General features: G+C 72.4%; 15 protein-coding genes. 8 read left to right on the top strand and 7 right to left on the bottom strand.

Features of this window, described 5'->3' with window-relative positions; genetic code table 11:
- Positions 1–12 precede the first annotated feature (12 nt).
- From ACQEXA_RS31435 to ACQEXA_RS31425, 3 genes are read left to right on the top strand one after another with little or no spacing between them, the layout of a single operon-like run.
- A complete protein-coding gene (locus ACQEXA_RS31435) occupies positions 13–1,176 on the top strand; it encodes a lipid-transfer protein (RefSeq protein ID WP_433131736.1) in 1,164 nt (387 codons plus the stop codon).
- A gap of 36 nt (positions 1,177–1,212) precedes the next feature.
- On the top strand, positions 1,213–1,641 hold the full coding sequence (locus ACQEXA_RS31430; protein ID WP_432929267.1) for a Zn-ribbon domain-containing OB-fold protein: 429 nt from the start codon (positions 1,213–1,215) through the stop codon (positions 1,639–1,641).
- A complete protein-coding gene (locus tag ACQEXA_RS31425; protein ID WP_432929269.1) occupies positions 1,638–2,417 on the top strand; it encodes an enoyl-CoA hydratase/isomerase family protein in 780 nt (259 codons plus the stop codon). The genes ACQEXA_RS31430 and ACQEXA_RS31425 overlap by 4 nt, the downstream gene beginning before the upstream one ends.
- A 284-nt stretch (positions 2,418–2,701) precedes the next feature.
- Here ACQEXA_RS31425 and ACQEXA_RS31420 read toward each other — a convergent pair whose 3' ends face one another.
- On the bottom strand, positions 2,702–5,029 hold the full coding sequence (locus ACQEXA_RS31420; RefSeq protein ID WP_432929271.1) for a PQQ-binding-like beta-propeller repeat protein: 2,328 nt from the start codon (positions 5,027–5,029) through the stop codon (positions 2,702–2,704).
- A 949-nt stretch (positions 5,030–5,978) separates the two neighbouring features.
- Here ACQEXA_RS31420 and ACQEXA_RS31415 point away from each other — a divergent pair.
- The gene (locus ACQEXA_RS31415; protein WP_359394072.1) at positions 5,979–6,626 is read left to right on the top strand and encodes a TetR family transcriptional regulator; all 648 of its coding nucleotides are present in this window, start codon (positions 5,979–5,981) and stop codon (positions 6,624–6,626) included.
- A gap of 116 nt (positions 6,627–6,742) precedes the next feature.
- Here ACQEXA_RS31415 and ACQEXA_RS31410 read toward each other — a convergent pair whose 3' ends face one another.
- Complete coding sequence (locus tag ACQEXA_RS31410; RefSeq protein WP_359394070.1) at positions 6,743–7,204, bottom strand: Lrp/AsnC family transcriptional regulator; 462 nt, start codon at positions 7,202–7,204, stop codon at positions 6,743–6,745.
- 82 nt (positions 7,205–7,286) lie between these two features.
- Between ACQEXA_RS31410 and ACQEXA_RS31405 the strand changes: the two genes are divergently transcribed.
- Positions 7,287–7,913 (top strand): LysE family translocator, encoded by a 627-nt coding sequence (locus tag ACQEXA_RS31405; protein ID WP_432929274.1) that lies wholly within the window; start codon positions 7,287–7,289, stop codon positions 7,911–7,913.
- A 9-nt stretch (positions 7,914–7,922) separates the two neighbouring features.
- On the opposite strand, the gene ACQEXA_RS31400 is transcribed toward ACQEXA_RS31405, so the two are convergent.
- Both ACQEXA_RS31400 and ACQEXA_RS31395 read right to left on the bottom strand, forming a co-directional pair.
- Positions 7,923–8,396: a nitroreductase family deazaflavin-dependent oxidoreductase gene (locus tag ACQEXA_RS31400; protein ID WP_432929276.1), complete on the bottom strand. Its 474-nt coding sequence runs from the start codon at positions 8,394–8,396 to the stop codon at positions 7,923–7,925.
- Positions 8,393–9,568, bottom strand: a complete 1,176-nt coding sequence (locus tag ACQEXA_RS31395; protein WP_432929278.1) for an acyl-CoA dehydrogenase family protein — start codon at positions 9,566–9,568, stop codon at positions 8,393–8,395. The genes ACQEXA_RS31400 and ACQEXA_RS31395 overlap by 4 nt, the downstream gene beginning before the upstream one ends.
- Positions 9,569–9,663: 95 nt before the next feature.
- Here ACQEXA_RS31395 and ACQEXA_RS31390 point away from each other — a divergent pair, with 95 nt between their 5' ends.
- Together ACQEXA_RS31390 and ACQEXA_RS31385 are read left to right on the top strand one after the other, a co-directional pair.
- The gene (locus tag ACQEXA_RS31390) at positions 9,664–10,836 is read left to right on the top strand and encodes a thiolase C-terminal domain-containing protein (RefSeq protein WP_433131734.1); all 1,173 of its coding nucleotides are present in this window, start codon (positions 9,664–9,666) and stop codon (positions 10,834–10,836) included.
- A 99-nt stretch (positions 10,837–10,935) separates the two neighbouring features.
- A complete protein-coding gene (locus ACQEXA_RS31385; protein WP_432929282.1) occupies positions 10,936–11,601 on the top strand; it encodes a pyridoxine/pyridoxamine 5'-phosphate oxidase in 666 nt (221 codons plus the stop codon).
- A gap of 146 nt (positions 11,602–11,747) precedes the next feature.
- Here the strand turns inward: ACQEXA_RS31385 and ACQEXA_RS31380 are convergent, their stop codons facing one another.
- The 3 genes from ACQEXA_RS31380 to ACQEXA_RS31370 all read right to left on the bottom strand — a co-directional run bounded on the left by ACQEXA_RS31380 (position 11,748) and on the right by ACQEXA_RS31370 (position 13,305).
- Positions 11,748–12,356 (bottom strand): GNAT family N-acetyltransferase, encoded by a 609-nt coding sequence (locus ACQEXA_RS31380; protein WP_432929284.1) that lies wholly within the window; start codon positions 12,354–12,356, stop codon positions 11,748–11,750.
- Between the two features lie 77 nt (positions 12,357–12,433).
- Positions 12,434–12,856 carry a Zn-ribbon domain-containing OB-fold protein gene (locus ACQEXA_RS31375; protein WP_432929287.1) on the bottom strand — a complete coding sequence of 141 codons (423 nt, stop codon included), beginning with the start codon at positions 12,854–12,856 and terminating at the stop codon, positions 12,434–12,436.
- Entirely contained in the window at positions 12,853–13,305 is a 453-nt protein-coding gene (locus ACQEXA_RS31370) for a DoxX family protein (protein ID WP_433131727.1), read from the bottom strand. Before ACQEXA_RS31370 ends, ACQEXA_RS31375 begins: the two co-directional genes overlap by 4 nt.
- A 346-nt stretch (positions 13,306–13,651) precedes the next feature.
- Between ACQEXA_RS31370 and ACQEXA_RS31365 the strand changes: the two genes are divergently transcribed.
- Entirely contained in the window at positions 13,652–14,851 is a 1,200-nt protein-coding gene (locus ACQEXA_RS31365) for a flavin-containing monooxygenase (protein WP_433131720.1), read from the top strand.
- Positions 14,852–15,009: the final 158 nt, after the last annotated feature.

Here is a 15,009-nt window from a genome sequence, read left to right as displayed (position 1 = left end):
AGGTGTGCGCTCATGGCAACGACAGGGTTCAAAGGGCTCAAGGACGCCACCACCGTCGTCGGCATCGGGCAGACCGCCTTCGCCCGCCGGCTCGCCGAGTCCGAGAAGGCGCTGGCCTGTCGCGCCGTCCTCGCCGCCCTCGACGACGCCGGGATCGCGCCCGGCGAGGTCGACGCGCTCGCCTCGTACACCATGGAGGAGACCGACGAGGTCGAGGTCGCGAAGGCGGTCGGGCTCGGGGATCTGACCTTCTTCAGCAAGGTCGGGTACGGAGGCGGCGGCTCCTGCGCCACCGTCGCACACCTCGCCGCCGCCATCGCCACCGGGCAGGCGACCGTCGGCGTCGCCTGGCGGTCGCGCAAGCGCGGCAGCGGTCCCCGGCCGTGGCGGAACACGGCCGTGCAACTGCCCACCCCGGCCCAGTGGACGCGGCCCTTCGGGCTGCTGAGGCCGGTCGACGAGATCGGGATGCTCGCCCGTCGCTATATGCACGAGTACGGGGCGACCCGGGAGCACCTCTTCAACGTCGCGCTCGCCTGCCGCAACCGGGCCAACCAGAACCCCGCCGCGATCATGTACGAGCGGCCGCTGACGCGGGAGATGTACATGAGCTCCCGGTGGATCAGCGAGCCGCTGTGCCTCTTCGACAACTGCCTGGAGACGGACGGGGCGCTGGCCTGTGTCGTGGTCTCCGCCGAGCGCGCCCGCGACTGCCGGCACCGTCCGGTGTACATCCACTCCGCCGCCCAGGGCCTGACCTCCCAGCACCATGGGATGGTCAACTACTGGAACGACGACCCGCTCACCGGACCCGCCTGGACGGCCGCCCGGCACCTGTGGAAGCACGCCGACTTCGCCCCGGACGACGTCGATGTCGCCCAGATCTACGACGCGTTCACGCCCCTCGTACCGCTCTCCCTCGAGGGGTACGGCTTCTGCGGCAGGGGGGAGGGCGGCGCCTTCACCGAGGGGGGCGCGCTGGAGATCGGCGGACGGCTGCCCCTCAACACCGGGGGCGGCGGCCTGTCCGAGGCGTACGTCCACGGCTTCAACCTCATCAACGAGGGCGTGAAGCAACTGCGGGGGACCAGTACCGCGCAGGTCCCGGGTGCCGCCGCCTGTCTGGTCACCGCCGGTGAGGGGGTTCCCACCTCCGCCCTGCTGTTGAGGAACTGACCCATGCCCGGCACCCGTCGGCAAAGGAGCCGCCCCATGACCGACAGCCTCCTCTCCCCCGTCCGCGACGAGGACGGCGCGCCCTTCTGGGAGTATGCCGCCCGCGGCGAACTGCGCGTCCAGGCCTGCGCCGACTGCGGCGAGTCGCGCTTCCCGCCCCGCCCCTGCTGCCCGCACTGCCGATCGTTCGCGACCGAGTGGCGGCTCACCAGTGGGAAGGGGCGGATCTGGTCGTACGTCGCCCCGCATCCTCCGCTGCTCGCAGCCTACGCGGCGCAGGCGCCGTACAACGTGATCGTGGTGGAACTGGCCGAGACGCCCCGCATCCGGCTTGTCGGGAACCTCGTCACCGGCCCGGACGCGCCCCTGGACTCGGTGCCCCCCGACCGGATCCGCATCGGCGCGCGCGTGCAGGCCGTCTTCAGCCGTGACGGGCTGCCCCGCTGGGTTCTGGAGCGGGCGTGAGCGGGGGACTGCGGGTCGACGCCGACAAGGAGAGCGGGGTCGCGGTCGTCACCCTCGACCGGCCGGCCAAGCTCAACGCCATCGATCTGCCGACCGCCTCCGAACTGGCGGCGTGCTGGCGGGCGTTGCGCTTCGACGACTCCGTCCGGGCCGTCGTCCTCACGGGCGCGGGTGAACGCGCCTTCTGCACGGGGTTCGACCGCGACACGGAGGTACCGCAGCCCGACTCGCCCTACATGGTGGACGATCCGCTGCTCCGCATCGGGCCGAAGGCCAACGACCTGTGGAAGCCGGTTGTCGCCGCCGTGCGCGGCATCGCCTGCGGCGGGGCGTTCTACCTGCTCGGCGAGAGCGAGTTCATCGTGGCGGACCCGACCGCGGCCTTCTTCGACCCGCACACCACCTACGGGATGGTCAGCGCGTACGAGTCCGTCCACGCGGCCCACCGGATGCCGTACGGGGAGGCCGCACGGATGGCGCTGATGGGTACCGCCGAGCGGATCTCCTCCCAGCGGGCCTACGAGATCGGCCTGGTGTCCGAACTCACCCCTCCCGGTGGGGCGCTGGACGCGGCAGTGAGCTGCGCCGCCGTCATCGCCTCCTATCCGACGACGGGAGTGCAGGGGACCGTACGAGCCCTGTGGGCGGCGAAGGAGGTGGCGCGGTCGCAGGCCTTCGCACAGGCGCCCTCGCTCATCGCGCTGGGGAACCTGCCGCCCGAGCGGCAGGCGGAGTTGTTCGCCCGGAGGCGGACGGGCGGGTACCGGGTGCGGTAGCGCACGCCAGTTGTCGGCGTAGGCGTCCGGATCGACCTCGACGTCCACCCCGAACCCGGCCGCGACCGCGTTCGGGTTCCGGACCTCGACCGTGGCGTACGGGGCCCGTGCGCCGCCGGGTGCAGGTGCCGCCACCGCTGCCGCCGGCGGCGGCGTAACGGGGCGCTCCGCCGCGTTCGCCACCGCATGGCACGACGCGCGTACTCGGCGTAGCGTCTTCGATGACGGCCGCCGTCCGGTATCCCTTCCGTCAGGTCCCGTGCGACGGCCGTCCAGAGCCGCTCTCAGGCGGTCCGGGCGGTTCCCGTCCCCTTCTCCGCGTCGAGGGCGTACACACAGCGGTCCTTGCTGCACGCGTACACCACGCCGTCCTTCACCACCGGCGCACCGGTGATCTCACCACCAGTCGCCAGCTTCCAACGCAGCCGGCCGTCGTCGGCCTTCAGCGTGTACAGCAGGTGGTCCGTGGAGCCGAAGTGGATACGGCCCTCCGCCACAGCCGGGGAGCCCACGATCTCGCCGCCCGCCTGGAAGCGCCACTTCGGGGTGCCCGTGACCGCGTCCAGGGTGTACAGACCCTTGCCGCTGCCCACGTGGACGTGCCCCGCCGCCACCAGGACCGGCTCGATCGCGGCCCGCGACTCGGTGGCGATCCGCCAGCGGTCACGGCCGTCCGTCGCGTCGAGGGCGTACACCGTGCCCAGGTAGTCCGCCAGGTAGATGCCGCCGCCCGTCACCGCGGGGCCCGGTACGAAGGTCGGCGGGCACAGGAACACCGCGGGCGCCTCGAAGTGCCAGCGCACCATGCCGGTCGCCACATCGACGGCCAGGACCCTGGTGCCGGCCGAGAGGTACACATGGCCGTCCGTGGTGTGGGTCAGGCGCACCGGGACGCCGCCGCAGGAGGCCGCGTCCCCGATCGGGTACGACCAGCGCTCCTCGCCCGTGCGCGCCTCCAGGGCCCACAGCCGGCCGTCCTTCCACACGTACACGGTGCCTTCGTGGACCACCGGCCCGGCCTCCGGCGACTCGAAGTCCGTCTGCGCGCCGGAGATCTCCCACAGTTTGCGGCCGCTGGACGCCTCCCACGCCTGGACGCCGCCGCCGCGGGTGCCGGTGACGACCGTGCCGCGGTCGGCCTTGAGGGAGTAGATCCAGCCGTCCATGGACAGCCGCCACAGATCCGCGCCCTCGCGGGCGTCCAGGGCGAAGAGCGTGGGGCCGTCTGAGGCGTGGATACGGCCGTCCGCGACCGCCATCGACCAGGCCACGTCCCGCGTCTTGAAGCGGCGGCGACCGGTCGCCACGTCCAGGGCGTGCACCTCGAAGGAGGTGACGTAGACGAGGTCGCCGGCGACCGAGGGGGTGCCCCAGACATCGTTCGACATGCGGAAACGCCACGGGCGCCAGCCCGAGGCGGTCTCCGGGGGTGCGGCCGGCGGTGCGACCGTGGCGGCCACGCCGTTGACGCCGGGGCCCGGCCGGGACCAGGACGCGACGAGACCCGCCTCCGGGGGAGGCGCCTTCACCGCGGCGGCCCGGGCGTCGGCCACCCGCGGCCCCGGCCCGATCGGCACGGCCGCGCCCGCGAGCCGCACCGGGCCGCCGTCGGGCGCGCCGGCCGGCACCGGGACCGGCACCGGGTCGTGCGAGGGCGGCGGGGGCACCGCCGGGCGCCCGCCGCCGCTGCGGCCGGCAGGGGGCTTCGCCGCCGGGCGGCCGCCGCGTCGCGACTCGATCAGGCCGACGGCCTTCTCGGGCAGCCACGCCGACGCCGTACCGCTGTCGTCGGAGCCGGAACCGAAGAGGTGGGGTGCGAGCTGGGCCTGGAGGTCCGCCGGGTTCGGGCGGCCGGTGGCCTCCATCTGCATGCAGGACTCGATGAGCGGACGCAGCTCGTCCGGGAGGCCCGACAGGTCCGGACCCTCACGCAGCAGCATGAAGACGGTCTCGACGGGGTTGGCGCCGTGGAAGGGCGGATGCCCGGTGGCCGCGAAGACGAGCATCGAGCCGAGCGAGAAGACGTCGCTCGCGCCGGTCACACTGCGCGAGTCCTTCGCCTGCTCGGGAGACATGTACGCGGGCGTACCGACGGCGACGTTGGTCATCGTCAGACGGGTGTTTGACACACCGGAGGCGATACCGAAGTCGATCACCCGGGGGCCGTCCTCGACGACGAGGACGTTCGACGGCTTCAGGTCGCGGTGGACCAGGCCCGCACCGTGGATGGACTGGAGCGCCTCCGCGACGCCCGCGGCCAGCCAGCGCACCGCCTGGGCCGGCAGCGGCCCGCACTCGGTCACTATCTCCTCGAGGGAGGGCGCGGGCACATACGCGGTGGCCAGCCACGGCACGGCCGCACGCGGGTCGGCGTCGACCACGGCCGCCGTGTAGAAGCCGGACACCGCCCGAGCCGCCTCGACCTCGCGCGTGAAACGGACCCGGAAGAGCTGGTCCTCGGCGAGCTCGGTGCGCACCGTCTTGATCGCCACGCGCCGGCCGGACGCCGAGCGCGCGAGATAGACCAGCCCCATGCCGCCGGCACCCAGCCGTCCCAGCACCTCGAACGGCCCGATCCGCCGCGGATCGTGCTGTGTCAGCTGATCCACCACTTGCCTGCCACCTCCCCGTACGGGTCACGTCATCCGCCTTGTGCACGCGACCCCGTGCAGCGTCTCACCACCGCACCGCCGTGGCGGCACGCAGCCCGATTCTCCCTGTCCGCGCCACCGGTTGCGAACCCGGGGGCGGATCGGGGTGTCTCAGGACAAAACCATGCCGGACCGCCCTTCGGGAAGCATCCGCCCGCATGATGAAACGCGGGGCGCGCCCGTGAAGTGCCGCGCCACAGCTTCGGAGTGCCCGGCCACCGCTGTGGCGGGACCGGAGGACGCCCTCTGATGGCGCGTGACCACCACCACCCTTCCGTACGAGGTCTCGAACGGTGGTACCTGTCCTTCGCCGCCCGGCCGGCCCACCGCGCACAGGGGCGTCGGGGAGGGCGGGGCGATCGAGAGTAAGGGAGGGCGTCCCGGGCGGGAAGACGTGCCGCTCGCCAGGGCCTGCACGCGCCGCATCGGTCTGAAGGGACCGGCTCGGGGGCGGCACGGCGCCGAGGGTGTCCATGGGATGAGCCGGGCGATGTCGCCGGGCGCCCGGATACACCCGGTCTGCGCGGTCTGCGCGGTGACGTCCGGCGTCGCGATATCCGCGTGCGGCCAGTGGGCCTCCCCGCCCCTCCTGGGTACCAGCGCGGCCACGGGTTCGCCATCCGAGCGCGGCCACCCGGAGGAGCACCCGGCCCGCACGGGACGCCTTCGGGCACGGGGCCACCGTCGGGGCTCCTGTCATCAAAGGAGACGGCTCCGCCGCCGGGGAGCGCCCGTTCCCATGTGGCAGGGGCGGATTTTCGGCCATGGCACCGGCTCGAGGGGCTCCAGGACCGCGGTACGCGTCCGCGTACCCCCTTCTCACAGGCCTCGGAAGCCGTCCACGGTACCCCTGGTCCCCATTTGCAGTCGGCCGAATCGCGCTCCGATCACCCCTCGGTAAGCTGACGGCATGACAGGACAAGTGCGTACCGTCGACGGCCGCGTGGCCGGTCGGCGTGGGCAGGCGACCCGGCAGAAGCTGCTCGACTGCCTCAGTGAGATGCTCAGCTCCTCGCCCTACCGGGATGTCAAAGTCATTGACGTCGCCCGGAAGGCGGGGACGTCGCCGGCGACCTTCTACCAGTACTTCCCGGATGTCGAGGGCGCCGTCCTGGAGATCGCCGAGCAAATGGCCACCGAGGGCGCGGGGTTGACCGCACTGCTCGAGGGACGCTCGTGGGTCGGCAAAGCGGGGTGGCAGACCTCTCAGGAACTCGTGGACGGGTTCCTGGAGTTCTGGCGCAAGCACGATGCGATCCTGCGCGTCGTCGACCTGGGGGCGGCCGAGGGCGACAAGCGCTTCTACAAACTCCGCATGAAGATCCTGAACTCCGTGAACAACTCTCTCGCGGACTCGATCACCGAGCTCCAGTCCAAAGGCAAGGTCGACAAGGACGTGAACCCGGCGGCCGTGGCCGGCGCCCTCGTGGCGATGCTCGCGTCCGTGGCCTCGCACCAGAAGGGCTTCCAGTCCTGGGGTGTCAAGCAGGCCGAACTCAAGCCGAACCTCGCCCTGTTGGTGCATCTGGGCGTCACCGGGAAGAAACCGACGAAGTAGCCCTCGTCGCGCGTTCCCCCTGACCTGGTCGGCTGTTCCAGCTCACGTTCTGTCATGCGGGCGGCGGTCCACTCCGGTGGGCCACCGTTCGCTGCCTGTGCCGGCCTACCAGGTCGTCATGCCCGCGTGCCGGGCAGCGGGCGGTCCTCCACCACGTGCTTCATCACCAGAGTGGACGTCAGCCGCTGCACGCCCGGAAGGGTCGCCAGCCGCTCGTCGTAGAGCCGCTGGAAGGCGGCGAGGTCGGCGGTCGCGATCCGCAGCAGATAGTCGGGCTCGCCGAACAGCCGCTGCGCCTCCACGATGTGCTCCACCTCGCTCAGCGCCCGCTCGAACTCCGCGACGGTGTCCCGGTCCTCCTGCCGCATCGAGACGAAGACCAGCGCCTCGAAGTTCAGCCCGACGGCGGCGGGGTCCACGACGGCCCGGTAGCCGCGGATCGCGCCACTCCGCTCCAGCTCGCGCAGCCGCCGGTGGCAGGGCGAGACGCTGAGCCGCACCCTCGCGGCGAGCTCGGTCACGGTCAGTCGCCCGTCCTGCTGCAGCTCGGCAAGGATTTTCTGATCCACGGAGTCCATGAGACAGATTCTCCCCCTGAAAGCGCGATCAAGGGCAAATCTAAGGAACACTTTCGCGCCGATCGCGCCTAATGTCCCCGGTATGGATACGGGAGCGGTGTTGTCCTTTCTCGCCGTGGACCTGCTGCTGGTGTGCGTGCCGGGTGCCGACTGGGCGTACGTGATCGCGGCGGGCCTGCGTGCGGGGCCGGTGGTGCCGGCGGTGGGCGGCCTGGTCGCCGGGTACGCGGTGCACACGGCCCTGGCGGTGGCGGGGCTCGCGGTCCTGGTGGCGGGGTCGCCGGGGCTGCTGACGGCGCTGACGGTGGCGGGAGCCGGGTACCTGGTGTGGCTGGGGTGGGGGGTGCTACGCCGCCCCGGCGTTCCGGGGGCGGCCGCCGGGGAACCGGCCGACGCCTCCTCGGCTCGTTTCTTCCGCCGGGGCGTCACGATCAGCGGGCTCAACCCCAAGGGTCTGCTGCTCTATCTCTCCGTACTGCCGCAGTTCCTGGTCACGAAGGGCGCACGGCTGCCGGTGGCGGCGCAGACGGGGGTGCTGGGCCTGACGCACATGGCGTGCTGCACGGCCGTCTACCTCACCGTCGGCGTCCTGGCCCGGGCCGTGCTGGGCGCACGCCCGGCCGCCGCCCGGGCGGTCACCCGGACGAGCGGGGCCGCGATGCTCGGCATCGGCACGTTTCTGCTGGTGGAGCGGCTGGCGACGCTCTGAGCGGGGCGCTCAGCGCCGTACGATCCGAAACAACCGGATCTCCCGCTCCACCCGCGCCTGGTAGGTCGCGTACGGCGGCCAGAAGGCCGACACCGCCCTCCAGGCCGCCGCCCGCTCCTCGCCCTCCAGCAGATGGGCCGTGACCGGGATGTCCGCCCCCTTCCAGCTGACCTCGGCCTCGGGGCGGGCCAGGAGGTTCGCGGTCCAGGCGGGGTGGCCGGTGCGCCCGAAGTTGGACCCGACGAGGAGCCAGCTGCCGCTCTCCTCCGGCATGCACGCCAGGGGCGTCCGGCGCGGCAGCCCGCTCCTCGCGCCGGTGGACGTGAGGATCACGCTCGGCAGCATCCGCGCGCTGAGCAGGAACCTCCCCCGGGTCAGCCGGTGCACCGCACGGTCGAGCGCGGGCACGACGTGCGGCGCCACCTTCGCGAAGGCGCGTGTGGAGGACACCTTCTGCACGATCCGTACTCCCACGGCCGTCACACCGCCACCTCCCTGTGCTCGAACAGCCGGGCCGCGTCGGCGGCGTGCGCCCGCAGCCGGTGCACGGGCCCGAACAGCAGCTCGTCCCCGGCCGCCCGCTTGAAGTACAGGTGGGCGTCGTGCTCCCAGGTGAACCCGATGCCGCCGTGCAGCTGGATCCCCTCGGCGGCGGCGGTCCTTAGCGCCTCCAGAGCCTGCGCCAGGGCGAGCCCGCCCACACCCTTCTCGCCGTGCACGGTCGCCCAGGCCGCGTAGTACGCCGCCGAACGCGCCGTCTGCACCCGCACATGCACATCGGCCAGCCGGTGCTTCACGGCCTGGAAGGACCCGATCGGCCGGCCGAACTGCTCCCGCTGCCCGACGTACTCGACGGTCCGTTCCAGCGCCCGGGCGGCGGCTCCCACGGCCTCGCAGGCGAGGACGGCGGCGGCACGGTCCCCGAGAGCGGCGAGCGCCCCGGTCACATCGGCGCCGTCCTCTCCCAGCAATTCCGCTTCCACCTCGCGCAGTTGGATGCGGGCACAGGGGCGGGTGCAGTCCAGAGCGGTCTGCCGCGTGCGCACCGCGCCTTCCCGTACGAGGAACAACAGGGTCCGCGACCGCGCGAATCCCCCGGCGTGGGCGGCCACCACCAGCAGCCCGGCACTGTGCCCGTCCAGTACCTGGTCCGCCTCCCCGTACAACCGCCAGGCGCCGTCCGCCCGCCGCGCCTGAATGCCGCCGGCGCGTCCACCGCCTGCCCAGTCGCCCCGGTTGTCGCCGACCAGGGCGAGGGCGGTGGCGAGGGCCGTGCCGGGTACGGCGAGGGCGGCGGTCAGCTCCCCGGAGGCGATCCGGGGCAGCAGCTCGGCACGCTGGCCGTCGGTACCGAGGGCCAGCAGCAGGGGTGCGGCGAGGACGGCCGTGGACAGCAGCGGGGAGGGGGCGAGAGCTCGCCCCACCTCCTCGCAGGCGAGGGCGAGTTCGGTGGTGGTGCAGCCGACGCCGCCGTACGTCTGCGGGAGCGCCAGCCCGGGGAGACCGAGCTTCGCGAGGGTCGCCCACAGGGCGGGGTCGTACCCGGTGCCGGTCCGGACGGCGGCCCGGAGGTCCTGCGGCCCGCACACCCGGGCGAGCGCCTCCCGCACGGTACGGCGGATCTCGTCCTGTTCGACGGTGAAGCGGGCGTCCATGGGCGGCCTCCTTCGTCTGACGATCCGTCATGTTAGGACGCCGGGGTGCTCACGCACAGGCCCGCCGTGCAGAAATCTGATGTACCGTCAGATCCATGAGTGCTGTGACCGGCCGGCAGGCCGCGATCGTCGGCGTGGCACTGTCCGACTGCGGCCGGGTCGACGAGGCGACGCCGTACGCCCTGCACGCCCAGGCCGCCCGTCGCGCCCTGGCCGACGCGGGCCTGGACCGCTCGGCGATCGACGGCTTCGCCTCGGCCGGCCTCGGCACGCTGGCGCCCGCGGAGGTCGCGGAGTATCTCGGCCTCAGGCCCACCTGGGTCGACTCCACGTCCGTCGGCGGCTCCACCTGGGAGGTCATGGCGGCGCACGCGGCGGAGGCCATCGCGGCGGGGCACGCACGGGCGGTGCTCCTGGTCTACGGCTCGACGGCCCGTGCGGACATCCGGGCGGGCCGCCGCACCGGCACCCTGTCCTTCGGCGCCCGCGGACCCCTCCAGTTCGAGGCCCCCTACGGCCACACGCTCATCGCCAAGTACGCGATGGCGGCCCGCCGCCACATGCACGAGTACGGCACGACGATCGAACAGCTGGCCGAGGTGGCGGTACAGGCACGGGTCAACGCGGCGGCGAACCCGGAGGCGATGTTCCGTGACCCGATCACCGTCGACGAGGTCCTGTCCGGCCCGGTGATCGCGGATCCCTTCACCAAGCTGCACTGCTGCATACGGTCCGACGGCGGTGCGGCGGTGCTGCTGGCGGCGCGGGACCTGGTACGGGACTGCCGTACGCGACCGGTGTGGGTCCTCGGGACCGGGGAGCACGTCTCGCACACGACGATGTCCGAGTGGCCGGACTTCACCGTCTCCCCGGCGGCGGTGAGCGGCCGTCTAGCCTTCGGGCGGGCGGGAGTGCGGCCGGAGGAGATCGACTTCGCGGAGCTCTACGACGCCTTCACGTACATGCCGCTGGTGACGCTGGAGGACCTCGGCTTCTGTGCGAAGGGCGAGGGCGGCGCGTTCGTCGGGAAGGGACGGCTGCTGGTGCGGGGCGGGGAGCTGCCGGTGAACACGGACGGGGGTGGCCTGTCGGCCCAACACCCCGGGATGCGCGGGCTTTTCCTGCTGGTGGAGGCGGTGCGCCAGCTGCGCGGCGAGGCCGGGGACCGCCAGGTGCGGCTACGGGACGGCGCGTTGCCCCGGCTGGGTGTCGCCTCCGGCACGGGTGGCTGGTTCTGCTCGTCGGGGACGGTGGTGCTGGGGCGTTGAGCCCCGGGGCCGCTCTGCCCCGATGCGGTCCCCGCCGCGCGGCTTGCTGATGGCGCGGCCTGCCCGGCGCCGTCGGGCCCGGGGGCGATACTCGAAGGTATGGGAACGGATCTTCACGAGCTGCTCAGGACCCTGCGGGTGTGGGACCCGCAGACCACCGAGCTGCCCGCCTTCGACCCGGCAGCGGCGCCCGAGGAGCCACTGGCCCTGTTCCGGGACTGGTTCGCGCAGGCGGTGGCGGCAGGGCAGACCGAACCGCACACGATGTCGCTGGCGACGGCGGACCCGGACGGCACGCCGGACGTCCGCACCGTGATGCTGCACGAGGCGGACAGGGACGGCTGGGCGTTCGCGACGCACGTGGGCAGTCGCAAGGGCCGCCAGCTGGCGGCGAGGCCATATGCCGCCCTGGGTTTCTACTGGCCCGTCCAGGGCCGCCAGATCCGGGTGCGCGGCCCGGTAGCGCCCGCGCCCGCGGAAGAGGGGCAGGCGGATCTGCACGCCCGGTCGACGGGCGCGCTGGCCGCGGCGCTCACCGGTCGCCAGAGCGAAGTGCTCGGCTCGACCGAGGAGTTGGCGCGGGCCTCGGAGAAGGCGTGGGAGCGGGCGCAGCGGGAGCCGGACGTCCCGGTCCCGTCCTGGACGCTCTACCGCCTCCGGCCGGACGAGGTCGAGTTCTTCCAGGGAGACGCGACACGCCGGCACGTACGCCTCGCCTACCGCCGGACGCAAGAGGGGTGGGCGAAGGACCTGCTGTGGCCCTGACGTGCGGCCCTGTCACAGTGCGGAGTTGTTGCGGAGCTCACGCTGCGTGATCGTCTTCATGTCCTCGCCGTAGCCTGCGTGTCTCGATGTGCTACGTCTGACCCAGCTCAACCCGGAGCCCTCGGACATCGGCGGAGCCCCGACGGCTACGGAATCTCCGGCTCCGGGTCGCTCGCGATCCGTGCGTGGAGATGGACGTCGCGGAAGACGTCCTTGCGTCCCGCCTCGAACATCGCCCCGCGCAAGGTCCCCTCGAACGGGAAGCCGCACCGTCCCGCTATGCGGCAGGACGCCTCGTGGCCGAGGGCATGACCCAACTCCAGGCGGTTGAGGCCCAGGTCGGTCAGGGCCCAGCGGGCGGTGAGGGCGAGTGCGCGGGAGGCGACACCGCGGCCGCGGGCCTCGGGAAGGATCCAGTAGCCGACGCGGGCGACGCGCAGGACGTGGTCGATCTCGTTGACGCCGATGTGCCCCAGCGTCCCGCCGCTCTCCGCGTCCGTGATCCGGAACGAGGCGTTCGTGCCGTTCGCCACGCCCGCCGCCTTCGACCGCATCGACGCCAGGGCATCCTCCCAGTTGTCCACGGTCTTCAGCGGCGTGTTCCACTGCCGGAAGTCCGGATCGGTCAGCCCCCGCAGCCACGCCTCGACGTGTTCCCTGGACCGGACGTCCCAGGAGCACAGCCGCAGACCGTGGCCGTGCAGTTCGCGGGAGGCGTCAGGGGGCGCCGGAGAGTTCCTCTTGACGTCGGTCATCAGGCCATTGAAGCCCCTGATTCCCCGCTTCGCCCCTCGTTTTCGCGGCCGCACCCGCACAAGCGTCGTCCAACGCCTCACCGCCGTGGCCGGAACACCGGCACCGGCATGCCCCCGGCCCGTCGGAAGGCGACCTGCAGATCCATCCCCACCCGCAGCTCGGCTCCCGCGCACTCCACCACTTCCGTCATCATCCGCGGTCCCTCCGCGAGATCGACCACGGCCGCGGTGTAGGGCGTGCGGTCCGCGAAGGGCGGCAGGTCGTTGCGGTGGACGACGGACCAGGTGTAGAGCGTGGCCCGGCCGCCTGCCTGCTCCCAGGTCACGTCCTCGCTCCAGCAGTGCGGGCAGAACTCCCGCGGATAGTGGTGCGCACGCCCGCACGCCGCGCAGCGGCGGATCAGCAACCGCCCCTCGGCCGCCGCCTCCCAGTACGTACGGGTGAAGGCGTCCTGTTCGGGGAGGTCGAAGCGGGGCGGCCCGCCCGGCGTCCCGCTCACCGGAACAACCCCAGCGCGCTGTCCACCGACCACGTCTGCCACGACATCCCGAACCACCCCACCGCCGAGATCAGCGCCATCATCGAGTTCTGTCCCTGCTCGGCCCAGTCGTGGATCATGAGCGTGAAGTAGAGGACGTTCAGGAGCAGCCCGCCGACCAGGGCGACGGGCGTCAGGAAGCCCGCGATCAGGCCCAGCCCGAGGGCCAGTTCCGCGTACACGACCACGTACGCCATCGTCCGCGGCCGCGGTGCGACGAGCACGTCGAAGCCGCTGCGCACCGCCGTCCAGCGGTGCTTGGCCGCGACGTCCGCGGCCCACGCGATCCCGGAGCCCCGCTCGAACCACGCGTTCTTGTCCTTGTGCCGCCAGCTCTCCAGCCACCACAGTCCGAGACCGACGCGCAGCACGGCGAACCATTCCGCGCTGGTGAGCCAGATCGTGTCCATGCTGCGCCGCCCTCCCGCCGTCCAGTCATCTGACGGTACGTCAGTTCAGCGCACCCGCGGTCCGTCCGCAAGGGACGGGTACGGGAAGGCCCTCACCCGGCCGCGCAGACGAACTCGGCCCGGAAGCCGCGCTGGACCGCGTCCCTCGGGCCGCGCCGCCTCAGGTCGCGGTGCCGGACACCAGCCCGACCCGTGGTCCGGGACGGCCGCGAGCCACACCGATCGTCCACATCCGGTCCGTCTACGACACCGGCCCCACCCACTCCTCCTACAGCCGTGATCGATTCGCAACCGATTCCCGTCTTGACCGAAACCCATCAACGCGGTCGCTGGATACGCTCCGCTCATGGCCGACTCCTCCACTGCTTCGTCACATCCCGTGGTTCCGGCCCACGAGGACCGACCGGTGTATGTGATCGGCGGCGGCCCGGGTGGGCTCGCCGCGGCGTACGCGCTGCGCGCCCGAGGTCTGCGGGCAGTCGTCCTGGAGAAGTCCGACCGCGTCGCCGCGTCCTGGCGGCGCCACTACGACCGGCTGCACCTGCACACCACGCGCCGCCTCTCGGCCCTGCCCGGGCTGGCGATGCCGCGGTCCTTCGGACGGTGGGTGTCCCGTGACAACGTGGTCCGCTACCTGGAGAAGTACTCCGAACACCACCAGTTGGAGATCGTCACCGGAGTCGAGGTCTCGCGTGTCGAGCCGGCCCCCGACGGCATCGGCTGGCTGCTGCACGCGACCGGCGGCCGTGAGCTGACGGGCAGCGCGGTCGTCGTCGCCACCGGCTACAACCACACCCCGCGCGTCCCGGACTGGCCCGGACGCGGCGCCTACACCGGCGAGTTGCTGCACGCCGGCCAGTACCGCAACGCGAAGCCCTACGCCGGCCGCGACGTCCTCGTCGTGGGGGTCGGCAACACCGGCGCCGAGATCGCCGTCGACCTGGTGGAGGGCGGCGCCTCCCGGGTGCGGCTGTCGGTGCGCACCGCGCCCCATATCGTGCGCCGGTCCACCGCCGGCTGGGCGGCCCAGTTCACGGGGATCCTGGTACGGCGGCTGCCGGTGCGGCTCGTCGACCGGATGGCCGTGCCGATGGCGAAGATCAGCGTGCCGGACCTGTCGGAGCACGGACTGCCCCGGCCCGGCACCGGGCTGTACTCCCGGGTCAACGAGGGTTCCATACCCGTCCAGGACGTCGGTCTCATCGACGCCGTACGCAAGGGGCGGGTCGAAGTCGTGGCGGCCGTGGAGGCGTTCGAGGACGGCAAGGTCGTGCTCGCCGACGGCAGCCGTATCGAGCCCGAGGCGGTGATCGCCGCCACCGGATACGTCCGCGCACTGGAGGAGCTCGTCGGCCACCTCGGCGCCCTCGATGCCCGCGGCAAGCCGGTCGTGCACGGCGCCCGCTCCCCGCGCGCCGCTCCCGGCCTGTACTTCACCGGGTTCACCAACCCGATCAGCGGGATGTTCCGCGAACTGGCCGTCGACGCCCGGAAGATCGCCAAGGCGGCGGCACGCCACGCGGAGCGGGACCAGGCAACGCGCTGACCGCCGCCGACCGGGCCACTTCGCCTCCGGCACCGCAACCACGACCGCCTGCCGCGCAGTCGATCACCAACGCATGTGCGCGAGCTCCGACGAGTACCTGCGGCTCCCTTCCTGACGTTGCGTCAGTTCAGTAATCTGACATTGCGTCAGTTATGCAG

This window comes from Streptomyces sp. CA-106110 (genome assembly GCF_050936285.1).
In the GTDB taxonomy this organism is placed as follows: Bacteria; Actinomycetota; Actinomycetes; order Streptomycetales; family Streptomycetaceae; genus Streptomyces.
Note: the sequence above shows the minus strand (reverse complement) of the source record. Positions and strands in the feature narration are given on the sequence as shown.